At 38.9% G+C, this 25,024-nt stretch carries 30 protein-coding genes; all 30 read left to right on the forward strand.

All coding sequences use genetic code 11. The features are described from left to right. Positions 1 to 59: 59 nt before the first annotated feature. Complete coding sequence (locus QZ334_RS00710; protein WP_005386267.1) at positions 60 to 329, forward strand: YdbC family protein; 270 nt, start codon at positions 60 to 62, stop codon at positions 327 to 329. A gap of 79 nt (positions 330 to 408) precedes the next feature. Beyond that, a complete protein-coding gene (gene rpmE, locus QZ334_RS00715; RefSeq protein WP_004696185.1) occupies positions 409 to 606 on the forward strand; it encodes a 50S ribosomal protein L31 in 198 nt (65 codons plus the stop codon). 57 nt (positions 607 to 663) lie between these two features. Beyond that, positions 664 to 1,569, forward strand: a complete 906-nt coding sequence (locus tag QZ334_RS00720; protein WP_105089327.1) for a DUF1385 domain-containing protein — start codon at positions 664 to 666, stop codon at positions 1,567 to 1,569. 2 nt (positions 1,570 to 1,571) lie between these two features. Then, positions 1,572 to 2,654, forward strand: coding sequence for a peptide chain release factor 1 (gene prfA, locus QZ334_RS00725; RefSeq protein WP_295231080.1), 1,083 nt, complete (start codon positions 1,572 to 1,574; stop codon positions 2,652 to 2,654). Next, the gene (gene prmC, locus QZ334_RS00730; protein ID WP_295231082.1) at positions 2,647 to 3,516 is read left to right on the forward strand and encodes a peptide chain release factor N(5)-glutamine methyltransferase; all 870 of its coding nucleotides are present in this window, start codon (positions 2,647 to 2,649) and stop codon (positions 3,514 to 3,516) included. The genes prfA and prmC overlap by 8 nt, the downstream gene beginning before the upstream one ends. Position 3,517: 1 nt before the next feature. Further along, positions 3,518 to 4,549: an L-threonylcarbamoyladenylate synthase gene (locus QZ334_RS00735; protein WP_295231084.1), complete on the forward strand. Its 1,032-nt coding sequence runs from the start codon at positions 3,518 to 3,520 to the stop codon at positions 4,547 to 4,549. 112 nt (positions 4,550 to 4,661) lie between these two features. Beyond that, positions 4,662 to 5,108, forward strand: coding sequence for a low molecular weight protein arginine phosphatase (locus QZ334_RS00740; RefSeq protein WP_295231086.1), 447 nt, complete (start codon positions 4,662 to 4,664; stop codon positions 5,106 to 5,108). An 11-nt stretch (positions 5,109 to 5,119) separates the two neighbouring features. Next, entirely contained in the window at positions 5,120 to 5,557 is a 438-nt protein-coding gene (rpiB, locus tag QZ334_RS00745; protein ID WP_227720191.1) for a ribose 5-phosphate isomerase B, read from the forward strand. Between the two features lie 45 nt (positions 5,558 to 5,602). Further along, on the forward strand, positions 5,603 to 6,835 hold the full coding sequence (gene glyA, locus QZ334_RS00750) for a serine hydroxymethyltransferase (protein ID WP_105089322.1): 1,233 nt from the start codon (positions 5,603 to 5,605) through the stop codon (positions 6,833 to 6,835). A 173-nt stretch (positions 6,836 to 7,008) separates the two neighbouring features. Next, complete coding sequence (gene upp, locus QZ334_RS00755; RefSeq protein WP_295231092.1) at positions 7,009 to 7,635, forward strand: uracil phosphoribosyltransferase; 627 nt, start codon at positions 7,009 to 7,011, stop codon at positions 7,633 to 7,635. Between the two features lie 209 nt (positions 7,636 to 7,844). Continuing rightward, the gene (locus tag QZ334_RS00760) at positions 7,845 to 8,870 is read left to right on the forward strand and encodes a sugar-binding transcriptional regulator (RefSeq protein WP_060924221.1); all 1,026 of its coding nucleotides are present in this window, start codon (positions 7,845 to 7,847) and stop codon (positions 8,868 to 8,870) included. Between the two features lie 58 nt (positions 8,871 to 8,928). Continuing rightward, positions 8,929 to 9,939: a type I glyceraldehyde-3-phosphate dehydrogenase gene (gene gap / locus QZ334_RS00765; protein ID WP_005386278.1), complete on the forward strand. Its 1,011-nt coding sequence runs from the start codon at positions 8,929 to 8,931 to the stop codon at positions 9,937 to 9,939. Positions 9,940 to 9,953: 14 nt separating this feature from the next. Continuing rightward, positions 9,954 to 11,132 carry a phosphoglycerate kinase gene (locus QZ334_RS00770; protein WP_295231099.1) on the forward strand — a complete coding sequence of 393 codons (1,179 nt, stop codon included), beginning with the start codon at positions 9,954 to 9,956 and terminating at the stop codon, positions 11,130 to 11,132. 1 nt (position 11,133) lies between these two features. Then, on the forward strand, positions 11,134 to 11,904 hold the full coding sequence (tpiA, locus tag QZ334_RS00775; protein ID WP_295231103.1) for a triose-phosphate isomerase: 771 nt from the start codon (positions 11,134 to 11,136) through the stop codon (positions 11,902 to 11,904). Positions 11,905 to 11,917: 13 nt separating this feature from the next. Further along, complete coding sequence (gene gpmI / locus QZ334_RS00780; RefSeq protein WP_295231106.1) at positions 11,918 to 13,444, forward strand: 2,3-bisphosphoglycerate-independent phosphoglycerate mutase; 1,527 nt, start codon at positions 11,918 to 11,920, stop codon at positions 13,442 to 13,444. 122 nt (positions 13,445 to 13,566) lie between these two features. Further along, positions 13,567 to 14,850 (forward strand): phosphopyruvate hydratase, encoded by a 1,284-nt coding sequence (gene eno / locus QZ334_RS00785; protein WP_129823108.1) that lies wholly within the window; start codon positions 13,567 to 13,569, stop codon positions 14,848 to 14,850. A gap of 187 nt (positions 14,851 to 15,037) precedes the next feature. Continuing rightward, entirely contained in the window at positions 15,038 to 16,048 is a 1,011-nt protein-coding gene (locus tag QZ334_RS00790) for a GspE/PulE family protein (RefSeq protein WP_295231109.1), read from the forward strand. Further along, positions 16,032 to 17,051 carry a type IV pilus twitching motility protein PilT gene (locus tag QZ334_RS00795; protein WP_227720206.1) on the forward strand — a complete coding sequence of 340 codons (1,020 nt, stop codon included), beginning with the start codon at positions 16,032 to 16,034 and terminating at the stop codon, positions 17,049 to 17,051. The genes QZ334_RS00790 and QZ334_RS00795 overlap by 17 nt, the downstream gene beginning before the upstream one ends. Before the next feature lie 8 nt (positions 17,052 to 17,059). Beyond that, complete coding sequence (locus QZ334_RS00800) at positions 17,060 to 18,235, forward strand: type II secretion system F family protein (RefSeq protein WP_295231113.1); 1,176 nt, start codon at positions 17,060 to 17,062, stop codon at positions 18,233 to 18,235. Positions 18,236 to 18,287: 52 nt separating this feature from the next. Beyond that, a complete protein-coding gene (locus tag QZ334_RS00805; protein WP_295231116.1) occupies positions 18,288 to 18,734 on the forward strand; it encodes a competence type IV pilus major pilin ComGC in 447 nt (148 codons plus the stop codon). 191 nt (positions 18,735 to 18,925) lie between these two features. Beyond that, on the forward strand, positions 18,926 to 19,507 hold the full coding sequence (locus QZ334_RS00810) for an A24 family peptidase (protein WP_295231119.1): 582 nt from the start codon (positions 18,926 to 18,928) through the stop codon (positions 19,505 to 19,507). Continuing rightward, positions 19,462 to 19,923 carry a hypothetical protein gene (locus QZ334_RS00815; protein WP_295231121.1) on the forward strand — a complete coding sequence of 154 codons (462 nt, stop codon included), beginning with the start codon at positions 19,462 to 19,464 and terminating at the stop codon, positions 19,921 to 19,923. Before QZ334_RS00810 ends, QZ334_RS00815 begins: the two co-directional genes overlap by 46 nt. Positions 19,924 to 19,930: 7 nt before the next feature. Continuing rightward, positions 19,931 to 20,287 (forward strand): hypothetical protein, encoded by a 357-nt coding sequence (locus tag QZ334_RS00820; RefSeq protein ID WP_295231124.1) that lies wholly within the window; start codon positions 19,931 to 19,933, stop codon positions 20,285 to 20,287. A 107-nt stretch (positions 20,288 to 20,394) separates the two neighbouring features. Next, positions 20,395 to 20,859, forward strand: coding sequence for a hypothetical protein (locus QZ334_RS00825; RefSeq protein ID WP_295231126.1), 465 nt, complete (start codon positions 20,395 to 20,397; stop codon positions 20,857 to 20,859). Further along, positions 20,840 to 21,247, forward strand: a complete 408-nt coding sequence (locus QZ334_RS00830; RefSeq protein ID WP_295231130.1) for a hypothetical protein — start codon at positions 20,840 to 20,842, stop codon at positions 21,245 to 21,247. Before QZ334_RS00825 ends, QZ334_RS00830 begins: the two co-directional genes overlap by 20 nt. 9 nt (positions 21,248 to 21,256) lie before the next feature. Next, entirely contained in the window at positions 21,257 to 22,111 is an 855-nt protein-coding gene (locus QZ334_RS00835; protein ID WP_295231134.1) for a hypothetical protein, read from the forward strand. Next, positions 22,095 to 22,691, forward strand: a complete 597-nt coding sequence (locus QZ334_RS00840) for a fimbrial assembly protein (RefSeq protein ID WP_295231137.1) — start codon at positions 22,095 to 22,097, stop codon at positions 22,689 to 22,691. The genes QZ334_RS00835 and QZ334_RS00840 overlap by 17 nt, the downstream gene beginning before the upstream one ends. Further along, on the forward strand, positions 22,660 to 23,088 hold the full coding sequence (locus tag QZ334_RS00845) for a hypothetical protein (protein ID WP_295231148.1): 429 nt from the start codon (positions 22,660 to 22,662) through the stop codon (positions 23,086 to 23,088). Before QZ334_RS00840 ends, QZ334_RS00845 begins: the two co-directional genes overlap by 32 nt. Before the next feature lie 125 nt (positions 23,089 to 23,213). Then, entirely contained in the window at positions 23,214 to 24,137 is a 924-nt protein-coding gene (locus QZ334_RS00850; RefSeq protein WP_295231150.1) for a shikimate kinase, read from the forward strand. Then, positions 24,109 to 25,024, forward strand: a 916-nt coding sequence (locus QZ334_RS00855; protein WP_295231153.1) for an ATP-dependent 6-phosphofructokinase, incomplete at its 3' end; no start/stop codon positions are given. The genes QZ334_RS00850 and QZ334_RS00855, both read left to right, overlap by 29 nt.

Raw genomic sequence — 25,024 nt, forward strand, 5'->3', positions numbered from 1 at the left:
ACTAAATATAGTAGGTATGAACCATACTACACAGATGTGTAAGAAAGGAGGACTGACTCATGGCAGTTATTAATTTTGAAATCTTCAAAGTTATCGGTACTTTATCTGAAGATAAAGACGGTTGGAAAAAACAATTAACATGTACTAGCTGGGGCAAATATAATCCTAAGTTTGACCTTCGCGCTTGGGATAGTGAATATACAAGCATGAAAAAGGGGATTACCCTTTCTTTAGAGGAGCTCATCGCATTGCGTGATATCCTTAATGAAAGTGACTTAGAGACCATTCTAGCTGAGTCTATTGAAGAAAAACAAGCATCCAAGGAATAGTATTGACAACTTGCATTTGTACAAGTGTCATGCTATAATCTATAAGAATAATATTGATTGTCGGAAAGAGGTGTATAGAATGAAACAAGGTATTCATCCAGACTATAAAGAAGCTACAGTAACTTGCGGTTGTGGCAACACATTCAAAACTGGCTCTGTAAAAGAAGACCTTCGTGTAGACGTTTGCTCCAAATGCCATCCGTTCTTCACTGGTCAACAACGCGCAGCTCAAGCTCGTGGTCGTATTGAACAATTTAACAAACGTTACGGCAAATAATTTGTCATGTAATGTAGCATCTATGGGCAGGGCTATGAGCTCTGCCTCTATTTGTTTATGAGAGGAGCTCTTGTGAACACAGAACGTATTAAAAAGTTTGTCGGTGGACAAGCTGTGATCGAAGGTGTCATGATGAGGGGCCCTGGCGTTACAGCAACAGCTGTACGAGAGCCAGCGGGAACCATTGTAGTTCAAAAAGAGCCTACAAAATCTATTGCTGACACATATCCAATTTTGAAAAAACCATTTCTTCGGGGCTGTGTAGCTCTTTATGAATCCCTCGTAATTGGTATGAAGGCCTTGTCCTTCTCTGCTAAGGCCGCTGGTGATGAAGAGGAAGAAATGTCTAATAGTGAAATTGCCATTACTATGGTTATTTCCACCATCTTTGCGATAGCTGTATTTTTGGCATTGCCTACATTTATCGTGAAATTTATTCCTGGTGTACAGGATAATCATGTTGTATTAAATCTCATTGAAGGTGTCATTCGTTTAGTCCTTTTCCTACTCTATATTTGGGGGATTGGACTTACAAAGGATATTCAACGAGTTTTCCAATATCATGGGGCAGAGCATAAAACGATTCATACTTATGAATTAGACTTGCCTCTCACTGTAGAAAACGTTCGCAAACAAAGTCGCTTACATCCGCGATGTGGCACAAATTTCTTACTTATCGTTATGGTTGTAAGTATCTTTGTATTTGCCTTTTTAGGTTGGCCTAATTTGTTAGAACGTATCGTAAGCCGCGTACTTCTTATGCCAGTAGTGGCAGGTATTGCGTACGAGGTTATTCGTCTTGCTGGTCGTAGTGAGCATTCCTTTGTGCAAGCTCTTATTAAACCTGGTCTTGCATTACAATACATGACCACACGTGAACCAGAAGATGATCAAATTGAAGTAGCTATACGTGCTCTTGAAGAGGTTCGCCCTCCTGAGAGTGATGCTTATGAAGAGGAATAAACATGCTAGTAGATAAATTACAAGTTATTGAAGATAAATTTATGGACCTGGAGCAGCGCATCAGTGACCCTGAAGTGATTGCGCGCCAAGATGAGTGGCGTAAATTAACACGTCAACATGCTCAATTATCTGAAACAGTGGAAACATTCCGTACTTATAAAAAAGTATTAGCTGGTATTGATGAAGCTATGGAAGTTATTGAAGATAAATCCATGGATGAAGAATTCCGCGAAATGGCACAAGAGGAATTGAAAGATCTAAAACCTCAAAAAGAGGGATTAGAAGAGAAGTTGCAAATTCTTTTATTGCCTAAAGACCCTAATGATGATAAGAACATCATTATCGAAATTCGCGGTGGTGCTGGCGGCGATGAAGCGGCATTATTCGCAGGCGATTTGTTCCGTATGTACACAAAATATGCGGAAAGCCAAGGCTGGCGTTGTGAGATTATCGATGCCAATGAGCCTGAATTAGGTGGCTTTAAAGAGGTTATTTTCTCTGTAGATGGTGAAAATGTATATTCTAAGATGAAATTTGAATCTGGTGTACATCGCGTACAACGTGTACCTGCTACAGAAACACAGGGCCGTGTGCATACATCTACCGTTACAGTAGCCGTATTACCAGAGATGGAAGATGTTGATATTGAAGTTAATGAAAAAGACTTAAAAATCGACACATATCGTGCTAGTGGTGCGGGCGGTCAGCATATCAATAAGACTGAGTCTGCTGTTCGTATTACACACTTACCTTCTGGTATTGTTGTGGCATGCCAAGACCAACGTTCTCAATTACAAAACCGTGAAAAAGCTATGCGTGTATTGCGTGCTAAATTGCAAGACCAAGCTGAACAAGAGGCTATTTCTAGCATGGCAGCAGACCGTAAGAGCCAAGTTGGTACTGGTGACCGTAGTGAACGTATTCGTACTTATAACTACCCTCAAGGCCGCGTAACAGACCATCGTATTAATTTAACATTGTATAAATTAGATGCTATTTTAAATGGCGATTTAGATGAAATCATTCAAGCCTTAAATGCTGCTGACCAAGCGGCAAAAATGCAGGAGGCTAATACAAATGTATAAGGAGATTTGGACAATCGGTCGTATTCTCCAGTGGACAGAGCAGTACTTTCAAAACAAGGAGATGGATACACCTCGACTTGATGGGGAAGTACTGCTTTCTCACGTTTTAGGCAAGGATCGTATTTATCTATATACCCATTATGACCAACCGCTTATTCAAGAGGAACTAGATGCCTTTAGACCACTCGTTCAAGAACGGGCTAAGGGGCATTGTGTAGCGGCCATAATTGGGGAAAAGGACTTTATGGGATTGACCTTTAAGGTTAATGATAAGGTGTTGATTCCACGACCTGATACAGAAACCTTAATTGAGCATGTATTAGGTACGTACGCAAAAGATAGTGAGGTACGTATTCTTGATGTATGTACGGGCCCTGGTACGATATTACTCAGTCTATTACACTATTTGCCGAATGCGTGTGGTGTAGGTCTTGAAATATCTACGGATGCCTTGACAGTGGCTGAGGAAAATAGTGAAAGATTTAGCTTAAATGATCGTGTTCAATTGTTAGAGTCTGATATGTTTTCTGCCTTAGATGGTAATGCTGAAAAGTTTGACCTCATCGTATCGAATCCACCATATATCCGTACAGGGGATGCTAAATTATTATCTCAGGATGTATTAAATGAGCCTCAAATTGCCTTGTTTGGTGGTGAAGATGGATTAGAATTCTATCGTATTTTAGCTAAAGAGTGCGGCACATATTTAAAACCACAAGGTCGTATAGCCTTTGAAATAGGTTACGATCAAGCAGAAGAGGTAAAGGCTTTATTAAAAGAAGCTGGTCATTACTCCAACATTCAGTGTATCGCTGATCTTGGTGGTAATAACCGTGTTGTAACCGCAGTATATGAGGGATAATATGGATACTCAAATTATTACAAATCCATCAGAACAAGAACTAGATATGCTTGCCAGTGCATTGCGTAATGGTGAATTGGTGTCCATTCCCACAGAAACTGTATATGGACTCGGTGCTAATGGACTTGATCCAGAGGCGATGGATAAAATCTATGCTGCCAAAGGTCGTCCTTCAGATAATCCATTGATTTTACATGTTCCTAATAGTGAAAGTATAAAACCTTTGGTAACAGAGGTTTCAAATACAGCACAACTATTAATGGATACGTTTTGGCCAGGGCCATTAACGATTACATTGCCTAAATCTGATTTAGTGCCAGATCGTGCTACTGGTGGATTACCTCGCGTGGCATTGCGTTGCCCTGATCATAAGGTATGCCGTGCATTATTAGAACGCGCTGGTGTACCTGTAGCGGCTCCTAGTGCAAATATATCTGGTCGTCCAAGTCCTACAACGGCACAAGATGTTTACCATGATATGAATGGCCGTATTTCCTACATTTTAGATGCTGGTCCATGTACGATTGGTGTAGAGTCAACTGTAGTGGAAGTACATGATGATAAGGTCATTATATTGAGACCGGGCGGAATTACAAAAGCTCAACTTGAAAATGTTGTGGCTACTGTTGAGTATGATACTGCTCTAGTTAATGCTACCACTAAGCCTAAGGCTCCTGGTATGAAGTATACGCATTATGCGCCTGATGCACCTATGACAGTTGTTGTAGGTAATCCAGAGGTCATAGCATCTACGTTTAAGGAGCTTTCAGAAGGTATAGAAGGTCCTATCGGTTGTTTGGTCAGTCATGAAACGTATGATCTGATTAAAGGGGATACACGCTTTATGTGTCATTGTTTTGGTCATTATGGTGATGCCTTATCATTAGGCCATGATTTTTACAAAAGCCTATTACATTTTAACGAAAATCATGTTACCTTAATCTTAGCAGAAGGTGTTAATGATGCTGGTTTTGGCGTTGCTATTATGAATCGTATGGAAAAGGCATCTAGTCACCATATCATTTATAAGTAAATTTACTAGCATAAAAATGTCCACTGATAATAGAAATATGTCTTTACATATTGGATGAATTTGCTATAATGTATAAAGTAATCACAAAATGTGATTAAGTAAGGATGTTATTATGAATATTTTATTTGTGTGCACCGGTAATACTTGCCGTAGCCCTATGGCTGAAGGTATTACACGGGCCCTTGCAGCGGAGCAACATAAGGATGTGACGACTGTATCAGCGGGTCTATTTGCCGCCTATGGAGCAAAGCCAACTGAACAAGCCGTTGAAGCTATCCGTTCCATTGCAGATATTTCTGATCATGAATCGAGACCATTGACGATGGAACTCGTGAATGCAGCAGATCTTATCATTGGTATGACGAAAGATCACAAATCTGTACTACTTCGCCAATTCCCGTTTGAGGAAGGTAAAATCAAAACGATTTCCGAGTGGGGTGGTCAAGATGGTGATGTTACGGACCCATATGGATCTGATCAAACCGTATATAATCAATGTGCGGAACAAATTTATCACTTAGTAGAGGCCGGTCTTACATCAGTGCCTCAGAAGGCGTAGGAGATGAAATTATGAAAGTTGCAATCGGTTGTGATCATGGCGGATTACATTTAAAAGCATCCGTTAAGGAATTATTAAATGCATTGGGACATGAAGTAGAGGATTTTGGCTGTCATACAGCTGATTCTTGCGATTATCCTGATATTGCTGTACCTGTGGCAAATGCAGTCGTATCTGGGCAAGCAGACCGAGGTATTTTGATTTGTGGTACTGGTATTGGTATCGGTATTGCAGCAAATAAGATTGCTGGTATTCGCGCTGCTCTTTGTCATGATACATTCTCTGCTCATGCATGTCGTGAACATAATGACGCTAATATTCTCACAATGGGGGAACGCGTTATTGGTCCTGGCCTAGCTAACGATATTGTAGCCATCTTTATGGAAACAGAGTTCGAAGGTGGTCGTCACGCACGCCGTGTAGAGAAAATTAAAGCACTAGAGAAGTAATACATCATTACCTATATATATTCGTTTTGCACGAGGAGGATACTCATGAGTTTCTTAGAAAAACAAGACCCTAATATTCAAGCTGTTATCAATCAAGAATTAGCACGCCAACGCGATAAATTAGAAATGATCGCTTCTGAAAACTTTGTTTCTCAAGCAGTAATGGAAGCTCAAGGTAGCGTATTGACTAACAAATATGCAGAAGGGTATCCTGGTAAACGTTATTATGGCGGTTGTGAAAATGTTGATGTTATCGAAACATTAGCTATTGAACGTGCAAAACGCTTGTTCGGTGCAGAACATGCAAACGTACAACCTCACTCTGGTTCTCAAGCAAACTTTGGCGTGTATTTCGCATTACTACAACCAGGCGACACTATTGTGGGTATGAACTTATCCCATGGTGGTCACTTAACACATGGTTCTCCTGTTAACGTATCTGGTACATATTTTAATGTAGTACCTTACGGTGTAGATGCAGAAACTCAACAAATTGATTATGATGAGTTCCGTAAAATCGTATTAGAAGCTAAACCTAAATTGATTATTGCTGGTGGTAGTGCTTATAGCCGTCAAATCGACTTCAAAAAAATGGCTGATGTAGCTCATGAAGTTGATGCTATTTTCATGGTAGATATGGCTCACTTTGCTGGTCTTGTAGCAGCAGGTTTACATCCAAACCCAGTAGAATATGCTGATATCGTTACTACTACAACTCATAAAACATTGCGTGGCCCTCGTGGTGGCATGATTCTTTGCAAAGAAAAATATGCTAAAGCAATCGATAAAGCAATCTTCCCTGGTATTCAAGGTGGCCCATTGATGCATGTTATCGCTGCTAAAGCTGTTGCATTTGGTGAAGCATTACAACCAGAGTTCAAAGTATATGCACAACAAGTTATCGATAATGCAAAAGCATTGGCTGCTGCATTGCAAGAAAAAGGTTTAACAATCGTTTCTGGTGGTACAGATACTCACGTTATGCTTGTAGACGTACGCAATACTGGTTTAACAGGTAAAGAAGCAGAACATTTACTTGATGAAGTAGGTATTACATGTAATAAAAATACAATTCCATTCGATCCTGCTAGCCCATTTGTAACAAGCGGTATCCGTCTTGGTACACCAGCGCTTACAACACGTGGCTTACAAGTAAAAGATATGGAAGAAATTGCAGATATCATTGCAACTGTACTTAAAAATCCTGAAGATAAAGCAGTTCATGAAGAAGCAAGCAAACGCGTAGCAGCGCTTTGTGAAGCGTATCCATTGTACTAATCTTTGGATTAATCCATTAGACTTACATAAGGCTTAAATACAATAAAAGGGATGTGTATTATCACATCCCTTTTAATATTTTTATGGCATGATTTATGATTCTGTGATAGAGTAATTATGAAAGTTATATGGATACCAATAGGGTACGTATATTGTATTATAGGAGGACAGTCATGAAAGTTAATGTTATGACACATCCATTGATTCAACACAAAGTTACATTGATGCGTGATGTAGAAACAGGCTCTAAAGATTTCAGACAATTACTGGATGAAATTACGATGTTGATGGGCTATGAAATTACACGTAGCTTACCATTAGAGGATGTAGAGGTTCAAACACCTTTAACTAAAATGACTGGCAAACGTATTGCAGGTAAAAAACTGGGTATTATTCCAATTCTTCGTGCTGGTCTAGGCATGGTAAATGGTATGCTTAACTTGATTCCAACTGCAAAGGTTGGTCATATCGGCTTATATCGTGATCCAGAAACATTAAAACCAGTAGAATACTACTGCAAGTTACCTTCTGACGTAGGTGAACGCGACTTCATCGTAACAGACCCAATGCTCGCTACTGGTGGTAGTGCGGCAGCAGCTATTACCTTGCTAAAAGAAAAAGGTGCGAAAAACATCAAATTAATGTGTCTTGTTGCAGCTCCTGAAGGTGTAGAAGCAGTAAATAAAGAACATCCTGAAGTTCCTATTTACGTAGCAGCCCTTGATGAAAAACTCAATGATCATGGTTACATTTTGCCTGGCTTAGGCGATGCTGGTGACCGTATCTTCGGTACAAAATAAAATAAACATATACAAACGACATAATTTAGGTACAAAGCTGTATAAAATCCCTAAATTATGTCGTTTTCTACGTATAAAGTCTTGAATAAAATTTACATAGGGTATACAATACAAATGTAAAAGTATTTTTTTATTTTAGGTGGGACGAATTTTGTTCACATGGGACGAAAAACGATTCATACAATCCCAACGGGTAAAGGAGGGACCCGATGAACGAGTTTCTAATGATATGTGAACGTATTGTTCCTGAAATCGTTAGTGTATTAAAGGAGCGATACAAAATATTAAACCACCTAGTTTATGAAGAGCCTATAGGCCGTAGAACATTAGCTACTGCAACGGACCTTCCAGAGCGAACTGTAAGAAGTCATATTGAGCTAATGCGTGCTAATGGTCTTGTAGACATTTATAAACCAGGGATTTTTCTCACTGATGAGGGACATGCAATTGTTCCAAAGTTGCGAAATTTTTTAAATGAATTAGATCGTATTAACGAGCTAGAACATCGATTGACTGAAGCACTTCATATCGATAGGGTTATCATCACTCCTACAGAAGGAACGTTGATGGTAAAAAAACTAGGCTTTGCAGCAGCAAAGTTATTACAGGAATTATTAGAACCGGACTCTGTAGTTGCCATCAGTGGTGGTAGTACAATGGCTGCAGTAGCTGAGGAAATGCCTGTATTACCATTTAATCCTATTGTTGTACCGGCCCGTGGTGGCGTTGGTGAGGTTGTAGAATATCAAGCTAACGTAATTGCTTCGGTACTTGCTGAACGGCTTCGCGGTACCTATAAAATGCTCCATTTGCCTGATGGACTTTCACAAGACTCATTGCATATGCTCATGACTTGCGAACCTCAAATCAAGGAAATTGGTGATCTTATTAGTAGGACTGACGTACTCTTGTTTGGTATTGGTACAGCTATGAGAATGGCGGATCAACGCCATATAGCTGATGATGTGCGTAAGCAGTTAGTAGATAATCATGCTGTTGGCGAAGCTCTTGGTCAATATTGCGATATAGATGGTAAGTTGATTTATTCCACTAATAATATTGGTTTATCTCTTCCTGATGTTGCAAAAATTCCCAATGTGATTGCTGTGGCTGGTGGACAAGATAAATCGAGTGCCATTATAGGTGTTATGAGAGCTTGTCAAAAAGGCATACTAATCATCGATGAGCAAGCTGCAGAAGGCATGCGTCAATTGTTACAAATTTCAGCATTATAAATGAAGTTAGTAGTTAAATATTTTGTTAGAATATTTTTGTTATTAGGAGGATCTAACAATGGCAGTAAAAGTTGGTATTAACGGTTTTGGTCGTATTGGTAAATGTGTAGTACGTGCAGCGATTAATAATCCTGACGTAGAAGTTGTAGCAATCAATGCTACTGGCGATAATGAAGGTACTGCATTATTGTTAAAATATGACTCTGTTCATGGCACAATCCCTAATGAAGTAACATTTGATGATGACAATATCTATGTTGATGGTAAAAAAATCCGCGTATTCCATGATCGCGATGCTTCTAAATTGCCTTGGTCTGAAGAAGGCGTTGAAATCGTTATGGAATGTACTGGTAAATACCGTGATGCAGAAGAAGCAAAGGTTCATTTGAATCAACCTACTGTTAAAAAAGTGTTGATTTCTGCACCTGGTAAAAACGAAGATTTAACTATGGTTATGGGCGTTAACCAAGATATGTACGATCCTGCAAAACATCACATTATCTCTAATGCATCTTGTACAACAAACTGCTTGGCTCCATTTGCTAAAGTTTTATGCGATGAATTCGGTATCAAACGCGGTATGATGACTACAATTCATTCCTATACAAATGACCAAAAAATTCTTGATGCACGTCATAAAGACCCTCGTCGTGCTCGTGCAGCAGCAATGTCTATCATTCCTACAACAACTGGTGCAGCCAAAGCGGTTGCAAAAGTATTGCCTCAATTAAAAGGTAAATTAGACGGTTTCGCATTGCGCGTTCCTACTCCGGACGTATCTGCTACAGATCTTGTTTGCGAACTTGAAAAACCAGCTACTAAAGAAGAAATCAACGAAGCATTCCGCAAAGCAGCAGCTGGCGAATTAAAAGGTATTCTTGGTGTATCCGATGTACCATTGGTATCTTGTGATTTCAGCTCTGATCCTCGCAGCTCCATTGTTGATGCTGATTTAACAATGGTTATGGATGGCAACATGGTAAAAGTTGTTTCTTGGTATGATAACGAATGGGGTTACTCCGAACGTCTTATCGATATGGCAGCATTCGTAGCAAGCAAAGGCTTATAATCCGGGAGGCTTTGATGAAACTAACAATCGATGGTTTACAAGTAGACAACAAAACAGTATTTGTTCGTGTTGATTTTAATGTTCCTATGAAAGACGGTGTCATCACTGATGACACTCGTATTCGTAGTGCCTTACCTACTATCAATTATTTAATTGAAAAAGGGGCAAAGGTTATTCTTGCTTCTCATTTTGGTCGTCCAAAAGGGGAACGCAAACCGGAAATGTCTTTAGCACCATGTGCAAAACATTTATCTGAGCTTATCAATAAACCAGTAGCATTCGTAGATGACTGCATTGGCCCTAAGGTTGAAGAAGCTGTAAAAGCATTACAACCTGGCGATGTATTGATGCTTGAAAACTTGCGTTACCACAATGAAGAAACTAAAAATGATCCTGAGTTTGCTAAACAATTAGCATCTCTTGCTGATGTAGCCATCAACGATGCGTTTGGTGTTTCTCACCGTAATGCAGCGTCCGTAGTTGGTATTGCTGATTATATTCCGATGGCAGCAGGCTTCTTGCTCAAAAAAGAAATTGAAGCATTAAGTGCAGCGGTTGTACATCCTAAAACACCTATGGCAGCTATCATCGGTGGTGCTAAGGTAACAGATAAAATTTCTGTAATTTCTAATTTATTACCTAAAGTTGATGTCATGATTATCGGCGGCGGTATGGCTAACGCTTTCATTAAAGCACAAGGCTGTAACATTGGTAGCTCCTTATTCGAAGAAGGCCAAGAAGCTATCGCTACAGATCTTGTTATGGAAGCACGTGTAGCAGGGGCTAAATTATTGACTCCAATCGATGCTGTAGTAGCTGATGCTTTCAGCAATGATGCTAATACTAAAATCGTTGACGTTGAAAATATTGAAGATGGTTGGATGGTTCTAGATATCGGCCCTAAAACACGTGAGCTATATGTAGAAGCATTGGCGCCAATGAAGACTATTATTTGGAATGGTCCTATGGGCGTATTTGAAATGGAAAACTTTGCAGCTGGTACAAATGCGGTAGCAAAAGCTGTAGCTGAATCCGATGCGATGACTATCGTTGGCGGTGGTGACTCTGTAGCGGCTATTGAAAAAAGTGGCTTAGCAGACAAGATTAGCCATATCTCCACAGGTGGTGGCGCATCCTTGGAATTCTTAGAAGGTAAAATCCTACCAGGTATTGCTGCATTGTCTGAGGCATAATATGAGAAAACCCATTATTGCAGGAAATTGGAAAATGAATGGCACCATTGCGTCTGGATCTATCCTGATCGAAGCGTTTAACAGCGTGTTACAAGATATGGAATTATCCTGTGATGTAGTTGTTTGCCCGCCTTTCACAGCTATTGAACGTGCTGTAGCATTAACACGCGATACAGCTATTGCAGTAGGCGCACAAACCATGGATTATCATGATGCTGGTGCATTCACTGGTGAAATTTCACCTCTTATGCTTACAGAGGTAGGCGTCAATTATGTTATCATTGGTCACTCTGAACGCCGTGAATATTATGGTGAAACAGATGAGACTGTAAATGCAAAAATTAAAAGTGCATTTCACCATAATTTGACACCTATTGTCTGTGTTGGTGAAAGTTTAGAACAACGTGAGTCCGGTCATACTCTTGACTGGATTACATCTCAACTTAAAGGTGCTTTGGTTGATATTCCAAAAGAACAAGTTAGCCAATTGATTGTTGCGTACGAACCAATTTGGGCTATCGGTACAGGGAAAACAGCAACTGCTGATCAAGCTGAAGAAGTATGTAAAGAAATTCGCGATTACATACGCTCTTTATACGATGATGAGACTGCTGATGCTGTACGTATCCAATACGGTGGTAGTGTTAAATCTGAAAATGCTCTCGAAATCTTAGGAGAACCTAATATTGATGGGGCACTCGTAGGTGGTGCATCTTTAGTAGTTGATGAATTTATTGATATTATTAAAGCGGCGAATCAAATAGGCGCTTAATATGAGGTTAAAAATGGCTAAATTAAAGGCTCCCGTAATGCTAGTCATCTTAGATGGCTTTGGCATGGGAGATCAATCAGATACAACCAATGCTGTGGTACAGGCGAAGCCGCACTGTTTTAATCAATTATGGGATATGTATCCCCATACAAAATTAGAAGCATCAGGACTAGCGGTAGGCCTGCCAGAAGGCCAAATGGGGAATTCTGAGGTTGGCCATTTAAACCTTGGCTCTGGTCGCATTGTGTACCAAGATTTGACTCGTATTACTAAAGACGTTGAATCTGGCGAGTTTTATAATCGTCCTGTCATGCGTGAACTATATGATGAAGCAAAAAAACAAAGCTTACACGTTATTGGTTTAGTATCTGATGGTAATGTACATTGTTCCTTAGAACATATTAAAGCAGTTATCAAGGGTGCACATGATAATGGTATTGAACATGTATATGTACATGCATTGCTTGACGGGCGTGATGTAGCACCTCAATGTGCACAAGGTTATATCAAAGATTTAGAAGCATATATGGCAGAGCTTAATTGTGGTAAAATTGCCACCGTAAGTGGTCGCTATTATGCAATGGATCGAGATAATCGTTGGGACCGTGTGGAACTTGCTTACAATGCGATTGTACATGGTCAAGGTGAAAGCGCCGCATCAGCTTGTGAAGCGGTACAACAATCCTATGATAAGGATGCAGCTGATGAGTTTGTACTTCCTACAGTGATTGACGCTGAAGGAACTATCAAGAATGGCGACGCTGTTATCTTCTGTAACTTCCGTCCAGACCGTGGGCGTGAACTTACAAAAGCTTTAGTGTTGCCAGAATTTGATGGCTTTAACCGTGAACCATTATCCTTGTATATGGCGACTATGACCAAATATGAAGATGGATTGCCAGTACATATTGTGTACGAAAAAGACATCTTGTCAGAAACATTGGGTGAAGTACTCAGTGTAGGTGGCTATCGTCAATTGCGTATTGCTGAAACAGAGAAATATGCCCATGTGACGTATTTCTTCAACGGCGGTAAAGAGGAACCATTTGAAGGCGAGGACCGTGTCCTTGTAAAATCACCTCAAGTAGCAACCTATGATTTACAACCTGAGATGAGCGCTTATGAAGTGACTGATAAGGTTGTACAAGCTATTCAAGATGAAACATATGACATGATTATCTTGAACTTTGCAAACCCAGATATGGTCGGTCATACAGGTAGTTTTGAAGCAGCTGTTAAAGCAGTGCAAGCGGTAGATACTTGTTTAGGTCGTATCGTAGAGGCTATACGCAACAAAAATGGTCATTTGTTGATTACCGCAGACCATGGTAATGCAGAGCTTATGGTTAACCATGAAACAGGTAAGGTGCATACGGCACATACAACGAACTTGGTACCGTTAATTTTAATGAGTGATACTCTAAAATCGGCTACATTAGAATCTGGTAAATTATGTGATATTGCTCCAACCTTATTAGACTTGGCTGGCATAGATCAACCAAAATCTATGACTGGTCATAGTTTGGTAAAAAAAGCATAATGTAGAGATTTTAGCTTTCACTATATTTATAGTTAATTAGAGTGATAAGCCTATATGGTTTAGCTCAATATATAATGATTGTCGTATGACAGTCATTCCATTAGATCTTATGAGGTGAAGAAATGGCAGTAATTGAACAAGTCATTGCAAGAGAAATTTTAGATTCCCGTGGTAACCCAACTGTTGAAGTTGAAGTATGTTTAGAAGATGGCACTATTGCTACTGCTGCGGTTCCATCCGGTGCTTCCACAGGTAAGTTTGAAGCTGTAGAATTACGTGATGGTGATAAATCCCGTTACTCTGGTAAAGGTGTATTAACAGCTATCGACAATGTAAATGCTAAAATCGGTCCTGCCATTATTGGTTATGATGCGACTGAACAAGTAGCTATCGATAACTTGATGTTGAAATTAGATGGTACAGACAATAAATCTAACCTTGGTGCTAATGCAATTCTTGGTGTTTCTATGGCTGTAGCTCGTGCGGCAGCAGAATCTTTAGATTTGCCATTATTTGCATACCTTGGCGGTTTCAACGCAAAAGAATTACCAGTTCCTATGATGAATATCTTGAATGGTGGCGCACATGCAGATAATAACGTAGACATTCAAGAATTTATGATTATGCCTGTAGGCGCGACTTCCTTCGCAGAAGCTCTTCGCAGCTGTGCAGAAGTATATCATACATTGAAATCTGTACTTCATGATAAAGGCCTTAGCACTGCCGTAGGTGATGAAGGTGGCTTTGCACCAAACTTGGCATCTAACGAAGAAGCATTAGAAGTCATTTGTGAAGCTATTAAAGCTGCTGGTTATGAACCTGGTAAAGACTTCAAATTAGCTCTTGACTCTGCATCTTCCGAATTCTATGAAGATGGCAAATACAATTTAGCTGGTGAAGGCAAAGTTAAAACAGCTGCTGAAATGGTAGATTTCTATGAATACCTAGTAGGTAAATACCCAATCGTATCCATCGAAGATGGTCTTGCTGAAGAAGATTGGGATGGCTGGAAATTGTTGACAGAACGCCTTGGCGATCGCGTACAACTTGTTGGTGATGATTTATTCGTAACTAACACAAAACGTTTGGCTCGTGGTATTGAGCTTGGTGTAGGTAACTCTATTCTTGTAAAAGTTAACCAAATCGGTACTTTAACAGAAGCGTTCGATGCTATGGAGCTTGCTAAACGCGCTGGTTATACATGTGTAGTATCTCACCGCTCTGGTGAAACAGAAGATACATTTATCGCTGATATTGCGGTAGCTGTAAATGCCGGTCAAATTAAGACTGGTGCACCTGCTCGTTCTGAACGTGTAGCAAAATATAACCAATTGCTTCGCATTGAAGAAATGTTATACGAAACAGCTCAATATAAAGGTAATGACGTTTTCTATAATTTAAAATAAGATACGTTATATCTAATAGTCCAATAATGGCGCCCTTCGGGGCGCCTTTTTTGTATGCCTATAATACAAAAGTTTTCGCTTCGTGGATTTTCAAAAATAAAAGAGGAATTAAAGATGTGATGTCGAACCATATAACGCCATACGCTAGTGTGAGGTAAAAACATACCGCAAGGTATAGGAGGTGACCATGTATGTAGATGTAACATTAGACGATATTATTCTGTATGCATTAGAGCATCATGTCAGCGATATTCACTTTGATCCAACTAAAAATGGTGTACAAATTAGATTACGACAAGATGGATTATTACAGACGCATATGACTGTATCAAACGAAGAGGCAGATCTTATTATTAACCGTATCAAGGTATGTAGTACGTTAGATATTAGTGAAAAGAGATTGCCTCAAGATGGTCGTTGGGCATGGAGTCATAAGGATACATCGGTAACGATGCGCGTATCTACATTACCCAGTTTATATGGAGAAACTTTGGTGTGTCGTCTTATGGGGAATGAAGGTAGTCATAAGGATCTAAAAGCGTTAGGCATGCGTGCAGATATTTTTGATCATATTGAACAGCTATTAAAACGTCCTTATGGATTGTTACTCATCTGTGGGCCTACGGGAAGTGGCAAGACTGCTACCTTATATGCCATGCTCCGCATGTTGAATTTAGAGGAAACAAAGCTAATTTGCCTTGAAGATCCTGTAGAGGCTGAAATAAAAGGAGCCATTCAAATTGGTATTAACGAAAAAATCGGTTTTACCTTTGCAAAAGGGTTAAGGTCTGTACTGCGGCAAGATCCAGATACGATTATGATTGGTGAGATTCGTGATAAGGAGACGGCAGAGCTGGCTGTTAAATCAGCCTTAACCGGTCATCGCGTATTATCCACCATTCATACTAATACAGCTATAGGCGTTGTAACGCGGCTCATGGATATGGGAGTAGAACCGTATTTAATACGGGCTACCTTGATGGGGGCCATTGCACAGCGTTTAGTGCGTAAATTTGATGGTACATCGTATCACGGAAGGACTGCTCTGTTTGAATACCTAGAGATACCTGTAAATTCGGTTCAGTGGGATCAATTAGAGGCACATGTATTACTGTCCTTAGAAGATTCTGCCCGTGAAGCCGTAGCTCAACATGTTACATCTATAGAGGAGGTGCATCGTTGTGGACTCATGCTGTAATAGTGAAAGTTTAGAAACCATTGTTGAAGAGGCTATACACTTATCATCAACAGATATTCATCTACAATGTGGTGAGCCTATCTATTTGAGACATGGTGATGGATTAAAGGCCACTCAATTTGTATGTACCACTACGTTGATTGAAGATATTTTGCGACGTTGTGGTATAGCATCTTATGAATGGCAATCTCTTGATGAAGCTTGTTCCTGTTGTGGTGTACGTATTCGTGTTCATCTGTATCGAGCTAATCAAACTATATGTGGCACACTTCGCTTATTGTGTCATCAACAACTTAAACTGGATGATAATAGTGAAGGTCAACTCCTACAAAAATTATGTGAATCTCATGATGGTTTATTGCTCGTCTGTGGTCCTACGGGTAGTGGTAAAAGTTTTACCTTAGCTTGTTGTATTGACTATATTAATCAAACGATGGAGCGCCATATCATCACGTTAGAAGATCCTATCGAATTTGAGTTTAAACCTAAGAAATCGTTAATTCATCAACGCCAATTAGGTGCAGATATTAAGTCTATGTCTGACGGTATTCGAGATGCATTGCGGGAGGATCCAGATGTCATTATGGTAGGAGAACTCCGAGATCGAGAAACCTTAGAGGCTGCTCTTCATGCAGCCGAAACAGGTCATCTTGTGATGGCAACCATGCATACACAGCGGGCTGTAATGGCTGTTCACCGCATGATTTCATTATTCCCTGGAGAACAACAAGAGGAGGTGCGTAGTCAAATATCACAAGTGCTACGTGCCGTTATATGTCAACGGCTCCTTAGATGGAATAAAAAGTTCATTACCATCCGTGATATTTTGCTAAACACGCATGCGGTAGCGAATTTGATACGTACTCGTAAGGAACCACAAATCATTTCTATTCAAGAAACACAACTACCTATGAAAACACTAGAGATGGCCGTGCGAGATGCGAAGGTACAATATGGCTCTCAGCAACAACTACATACATTATTAGATCAACAATTATCGTAGGTGAAGGTATGGAGGCTTATGAATATGTCGTAAAAGATGAGAATAATGAAACGATCAAAGGTTTAATATGGGCGGATTCAGAACAGGAGGTCGGTACACGGTTAAAGCGAGATGGATATAAGATTTATAAAATTACTTTACAAGTAAATAAGAAGAAACATAAGTGGAATCATGCCATGGTAGTAGATGTAACCTACCAATTAGGACTACTCATCGAATCTGGCGTGCCTTTACGACGCGCATTACAGTTACTATGTCAAGGGAAAAGAGGCCTTTTGTATACAGCCTTATATGAATCGATTGAGCGTGGTCAAACGTTGTCTCAAGCATTGCGAAGTGAAGGTTGTCCTGCCATTGCACTGGCTTTACTAGAAAGTGGAGAGGCTGCAGGTACATTAGGAGAAAGCTTGCAATATATATCACGTCACTATGATTGGGAGCGACAGGTACGGCAAAAGGTTATCAGTGCTATTTCCTATCCATTATTTTTACTTGTATTAATGAATATCTTTTTTCTTGTTACCATCTTGTTTATCGTTCCATCCTTTGAAAAGGTTTTTACTACCATGCATATTACATTACCAGTGATGACGCGAGCCCTCTTTGCATTAGGACAAGGGCTAAAGAATCATCCCATAGTGGTTGTTATTCTGCATTGTGTAGGCCTAGGGGCTATGGTCTTTGCATATCATCAACATAGTATAAAACGCAAAGTACATCGTTGGCTTTGGCAGTTGGCTCACCGATACCAATGGATGACCTGCATTTACTATACAAGTATGTTAAAAGTTTGGGCGCTTTTGTTAGATTCTGGAATTTCTATTATTCACACTATGAATATTACAAGACCTTTATGGGGCAATATATATGGTGTCGAATGTAGTGAAAAGGTAGAGGCAAAATTATTATCAGGCCATTCTTTTGAAGAGAGTCTGAGAACGGAGAATATTGGAAATTCCTTTATATGGCAAATGATCTCTATTGGAGAAGAAAGTGGAGAACTCGTAAAGATGTTAGAACATTGTGGACATTATTATGAATCTATACTTTCAAAATATATTGCCCGTCTTGAGAGACTATTAGAACCAATTTTACTGACCTTGATGGGAATCGGTGTAGCCGTTTTGGTTGTATCTGTTATGTATCCGTTGTTTACGTCTATTGCTAAATTGGGAGGGCAGTAGGCATTGTTATCAAGCTATTTTACAGGATTAATAATGATAAAAGGAGGATATTATGAGTTCTGTTATGCACCTAGTTCATGGATTAAATCATAGATTAGAAATATGTGGTCAATGGATTGTAGAACATCTACAAATTAATCATGTTCGAGAAAACCTTAAAAAATCGAGAAAAGGTGGATTTACTCTTGTAGAATTAATGGTTGTCGTTGCAGTTATTGCCATATTAGCGGCCATTGCGATGCCACAATTTCTATCGGCTGCTGATAGAGCGCGAACTGCGAAGGAAACAGCAGATATTCAAATTATTAAAAATGCAACACAACTCTATATGATTGACAAGAATGTAGATACACCGCCAACTGTAGAAAATCTATATAAAGAAGGCTATCTTACAGAACATGTTAAAACTGCAAAAGATAAAGAATATACCATTACTTATGAAGCGGTTAATGGTGGTACTGCGAAGGCAGTTGTAGTTAAAGCCCCTGATGCACCTTAATCGTAATTGATATCTAGTATTTAGTACTTAATATTTAATACTTAATAGTTATTATTTAATATTTAAGTCTTAATAGTTAATGTGCATGGATTGATGATTGGAATGTAAATTTATATTTGCATTTACATATGTAGTTATATTAATAGCTATACAGTAGTTATATTTACATTAATATATGTACAGTTGATTTTATGGAAGGAAAAGGTATGAAAGGGACTCATTATGTTATAGCACTGATCGTGTATTTAGCATCCATTGTATTGCCTATTATACTTTCATCACGAGCAATATCCTTTATTCACGTTGCTTTGTATGCTGTATTTTCACTCATCATCATAGCAGGTGCTACCATCGATATGCATTACTATATATTGCCTGATGAAGGGGCGTTAGTGCTTGTTTTAGGTGGTATAGTATATAGCCTTATAAATGATAAGTCTATGCTTATAACGATTATAAGTGTTATGAGTGTAGGTGCTATTACATATGGACTTCGTCTTATGAGTCATAAAGGCTTTGGACTAGGCGATGTGAAATGGTTTTCTGCTATTGCCATGTGGCTTACGCCCTGGGAGATTGTATGCTTCTTTTACGTAGCCTTTTGTGTTGGTTCTCTCTATCTCTTACTAACAAGCTATCGTAATCGATACATTCCATTTGGTCCCTTTCTATGCTTTGGTGGTTGGTGTGCCTTACATGGCGGATCCTATATGGAGGTGTTGTACCAATGGTTAAGGCACAACCTATACATCATCAATACGGTTCTTTGTTAGCTGAGTGGATTATTGCAATTAGTTTATTTTTACTTCTTATTTCTATGTCTTTGCCCATTGTAACAACGCCTAGCCGCTATACTCTAAATGAAAGTACTGAAGAAGTAGTATATATGTTAAAAAAGGTTCAACTTTGGTCTATGCTTGGGCATAAGTCTAATGGAAAAGGGCGTATGTTATTCATATTAAATAAAGACAGCTATACCTTAGAGGAGGATGCTCATCATCATACAGTTAATATATCCTTACCTGCAGGGATTGAAAATGTACAACCCTTAACGGTTATCTCTTTTTCTTCTCTAGGATTACCTTATGATGGAACGGAACTTATTTTACGGGATCGAGAAAGTGGTGAGAGAAATCGTATATGGATATCTGTACAAACGGGACGTATTCGATGGGAAGAAGTACACTAAGGGCTTTATGTATGGAGATGCCTTAGTATCAACAGCTATTATTATGTTTATCTTGCCTGTTATATTATCTGTATTTTGGATGGCTACCTTAACAATCTATAAGGCTTATTATTGGGATCATATATTACAAGACACCATAACATATGTAGAGGAAAGTAAGTCTACGTATTATCAAACGGGTCATATTCAAGAAGGTATACATAACTCTCAATTTATTATGAGTCCCAGTGAATCTATTACTTATAAAACACATGTAGAGCCTATCGTAGAAAATGGTATTGTCCTACAACGATTAACTGTGCAGGCCATAGATAATGAATCTGTTGTGTATACCTTATCTCTCGATTTGGAGGAAATACGGTGAGGACTCATGATGCACAAAGGGGTTTCATTTTGTATTCCACACTCATCAGTATAACTATTTCTACTATCGTTTTAACCTTATTGTTAGGCATAGTTTTTTATGGGGTCATGTGGAATGCAAAATTAGTAGATAGCGTAGCTATGATGGAGGATGGTCGTTATACGCGGCGCATGGTGGTGGCTCAAATCATATGGAATCCTGTACCGATAACGGTAGAGGATCAAAATAGGACCTTATATATTCACGACACTAAGCGGACTACACTAATATTACAACGTCATGCTTTGTATAGGAAGCTTACAGATGGCAGCTTACAACCTGTTAGCGGCAGCCGTATTATCGGCACAAAGGATAAACGAAATATTGGGTACACACAAGAACATCCATTTAGTATGGATGAGAGCGGAGCAGTCCATATGCGCTGGTATATAACGAATCGATTTACTGGTGATAAACAATATACTGCTGGATATGGAGGCTTAGCGATATATGAAGTCGCCATAGGTCAAAGTAGTATATATGATTGGTATAAAGATAATGAGGAAACAAGTCATGAACATAGGAGCCCATAATGCAGGGTTTATTACATATGTAGCCTTATTTACAATGTCCTTTTTATTAGTATTGGCCTTTATGGGACTGCGTATTGGTCAAATTTGTGAAAGTAATGCAGTAGATGAATTGCATTTAGAAGAGGCTCATTATGCAGCGCAAAGTGGAGCGCATTGGTTTGTAGGCTACTGTAAGGCTGGTAATACTTGGGACTTTCAGGAAAAGCTAATTGTAGCTGATGATGCGGATGTAGAAATTACCATTGAGGCCGATCCATCCCATGACAATCCTCGTCACGTTATGAGCTATGGCAAATTGAAACATCAGGAAATAGTAAGTCGTGTACATATGTATGTGACAGTAGATACAGATCATACTATGCATGTTATGAAGATAAAACCATATTGAGGTGAATCTATGAAACGGAAAAAGAAAATACATACTGGTGTATGTATTACAGATGAACGTATTGTATGTGTGACAGCTCATGTAGAAAATAAAACGATGGTTATTACCGATGCATTGGAAATGAAACGCAGTGCATCTATAGATGAGGATGTTAGAAAATTTATAGAAATGTATGATTTAGATGATGGAGCTTACAGCATGGTAGCTAATATTGATACACAAATGCATGTAGCACCTTATGATCCTCACGATTTTGATATGAAAGAGTTTATCAAATGGAATGTAGAGGATTACTTTACCTTTGATGGCGACAGTTTCCAAATGGATGCATGTCGTCGAGAATATCCAAGACATAATTACCATATGTTTATGGTTGCCGTAGAGCGTCATTCATTAGAACTTTTAAAACAAGGTATACGAGACACCTATGCACCGGTGGATGTAATCGATTTCTGGCCTATTCCTATTTGTTACAGCTTGATGCGGCGTAGTGGTACCGTGACTGGGGTCGTAGAAAAGGATAATCTACACTTGTGGCTGTGGTGGAATGATATATGTATTCAAGAACGGATTGTCCCTATTAGTAGCAGTGATGTATCAGAAGCTATGGAGGTACTAGAATCTAGATTACAAGAATTTGGCGTAGATGAAATACAAGGGGTTAAGCTGTATGGGTTAGATCAATTAACCGATGAGGAACAAAAGGATATGGAAGCTATTATTTCTATATATGGAGAAACAGAGTATATTCCATTATTATTCTTAGGGCGTGGTCGTAATCGATGTAAACAAGGACAATTAGATTGGGATATGGCTATTGGTATGGCCGCAAGGGGGCTTAAATGGATTGGCTTGGGATGGTAGGAATAGATATATTAATCTAATGCCTCGATCGTTACGTTGGCATAGTTTATGGCATAAATATCGTTATTATCTATATGGTATGAGTATTGTATACGGAATAGTAGGATTAATAGCAATAGGTTATTGCTTGTCGAACTATGAACAGTATAAGACTGAAAAGGCAGAACTATTGACGCTATTGGAAAATCCGCAGTATCAGTCAATTGGAAAACAGTATGAGGATATAGCATCAGTTAAAAATAAAATACTTAAGAATAGTTCGGGGAAAAATAAAAAATCTATTTTTCAAAATACTATCGTTTTATATGTCCTTGATATAGCTATGGAGCAAGGAATTAGTTTACAACACCTTAACATAAAGGATGAACATATTAGTGTAGATGGTATAGGCTATAGTGATGAAGCATGCCGTAAATTTATAGCTAGTATTCAACAAAGATTAATTGGAATGGATTGTCATGGAACAGTTAAAGCAGATCAAGGTATATATACATTCCATATGGAAGGATCTAAAGGAGAGCACAACACATCCAGTAGAGAAGATAGTAATGATGATACTAATGTGGGGTATCATCATTAGTATTTCACTATATGGGTATATTAGCTTCGATTACAAAGCGACTCATTTGAAAGAGCGACAAGAAAACTATGTTATCCAAATGCAGGCTAAGTCAGATTATATTGTATCTAAGGAAGCAAAATTACTAGCGTCTTTTACAGAAAACAAGCTATCAAACACGAGTTCTAATACTAGTATTTTTGAGTCTTTGCAAGGAGAACCATTAATGATTGTTAGTACTGATGAGCATGAAGGTGTATTAGAATTAAATTTATTAGGAAGTACAGAACGCCTTATCAACTGGATTAATACTGTTGAAGCAAAAGACCCTTCACGCCGTATAGAAATCGAGGATATAGAACGGAAAGGCAATGTAGTGTATGTACATTGTGCAGTAAAACCGACTATGAGGCCTTAATATATATTCTTATATAGTAATATTAATAGAGACAGATTATAGATCGTTATTCTATAGTTTGTCTTTGTTTTTATTGCATTTTATAGTACAATGAAGGATATGAAATAATAAGGGGCACATAATACATGATAATAAAACGAAATATTATGCTCATCGGTTCTATGGGGAGTGGCAAGAGCCATTTCGGTCGTAATCTTGCGGAACGCAAGGGATGGCAATTTGTAGATACCGATCGCGTATTAGAAGGTCGTTTTGGGTTGCCTATTGCTGAAATATTCAAGAAAATTGGGGAAAAAGCATTCCGACGTGCAGAAATGGATGTACTGAAAAAGGTTTGCTTATATCACGAAGCAGTCATCTCCGTAGGTGGTAATTTTCCCATTGAACATCGCACATTAAAGGTATTGAAGAAATATTCTTATATCATTGGTATCCGCGCTGCACAATTTCGCATTGTCAGTCGTGTGAATCGCCGTATTGGGAAACGGCCAACCATGGATTATAACAATGTTCATGCCTTTGTACATGCTATGATACAATCCTGGAAACCAGTGTATAAGCAGTGTGATTTTGTACTAGATACAACAAATGGTCGGACCTATGATTTTATGCAACGTATTGAGGATGAGTTAGTTACCTCAGGTGTTCAATTTAAAGCAAGACGTCAACCCAATGATACGGATACTAGAGATGTAAAACCGTCATCTCAAGAACTACAATTTAATAACTCTCAAAGAAATACAAAAGATAATCATAGATTATCTAAATCGGAACGTTTTAATCATCCGAATACGACGTTTTCTAATGATACAGTAGCTACTAAAATAGTCGTTAATAAAGAAAATTCCGACCGGGTAGAATCTCATAAATTGGGCAATGATAAACGCCGAAAACATAAGAAATCTAATCAAGCGGTTACAGGACATAAGACAGAAACTATATCCAAACAACGTACACCACAAGGGGGTAATGGATATGAGAAGAATCGCAATACTAACAAGCGGCGGAGACGCACCTGGAATGAACGCCGCCATAAGAGCGCTAACTAGAAAAGCTATTCATGAAGGCTTTGAAGTTTTCGGTATTGAACGTGGCTATTTAGGTATTATGGAAGAACAATTTGTTCCTTTAGCAAACCGTTCTGTGGGTGGCATTATTACTCAAGGCGGTACCATGCTAAAAACAGCTCGTTTTCCTGAGTTTCAAAATGAAGATGTTCAGCGTAAAGCTTACGATATTTTGAAAGCCTATAGCATTGACCACCTCATTGTTATCGGTGGCGATGGTTCTATGCGAGGCGCTACGAGTTTAGCTAAGCTTGGTATGTCTACCATGACGATTCCCTGTACCATAGATAATGATATGGGTGGCACTCAATATACGATAGGCTTTGATACGGCGCTCAATACTGTGGTTGATGCGGTTGGAAGAATTCGTGATACATCTAATTCACATGAACGGGTAGCCATTGTAGAGGTAATGGGTCGTAAAGCAGGTCATATTGCACTTAAAGCTGGCCTTGCCTGTGGTGCTGAAATTGTACTCGTTCCTGAAAATCCTATGCCTTTACATGAGGTCTGTCGTCATTTAAAGGAAACACAGATTCGGGGTAAAGAATATAGTGTGATACTCGTTGCTGAAGGTGCATATAATAGTGGAGAAGTAAAATCCTTCATTAAGGAACATACGGAATTTGATCCAAGTTTGACTGTATTAGGATATTTACAACGCGGTGGTGGTCCTTCTGCATTCGATGCTATTTTAGCGGCACGTATGAGTGAAACTTGTATTGAGTTATTGATGAATGGTACAGATAATCGACTAATTGGATATATTGATGGTCACATTCGTGCTATTTCCTATCAAGAGGCTGAAAGTCTTTTATTTCCTATTAATGAAAAGGATTATACCTGTCTCTTATACACATCTCCGAGCC

Origin of the sequence: Veillonella sp. (genome assembly GCF_019414865.1) — a bacterium.
In the GTDB taxonomy this organism is placed as follows: Bacteria; Bacillota; Negativicutes; order Veillonellales; family Veillonellaceae; genus Veillonella.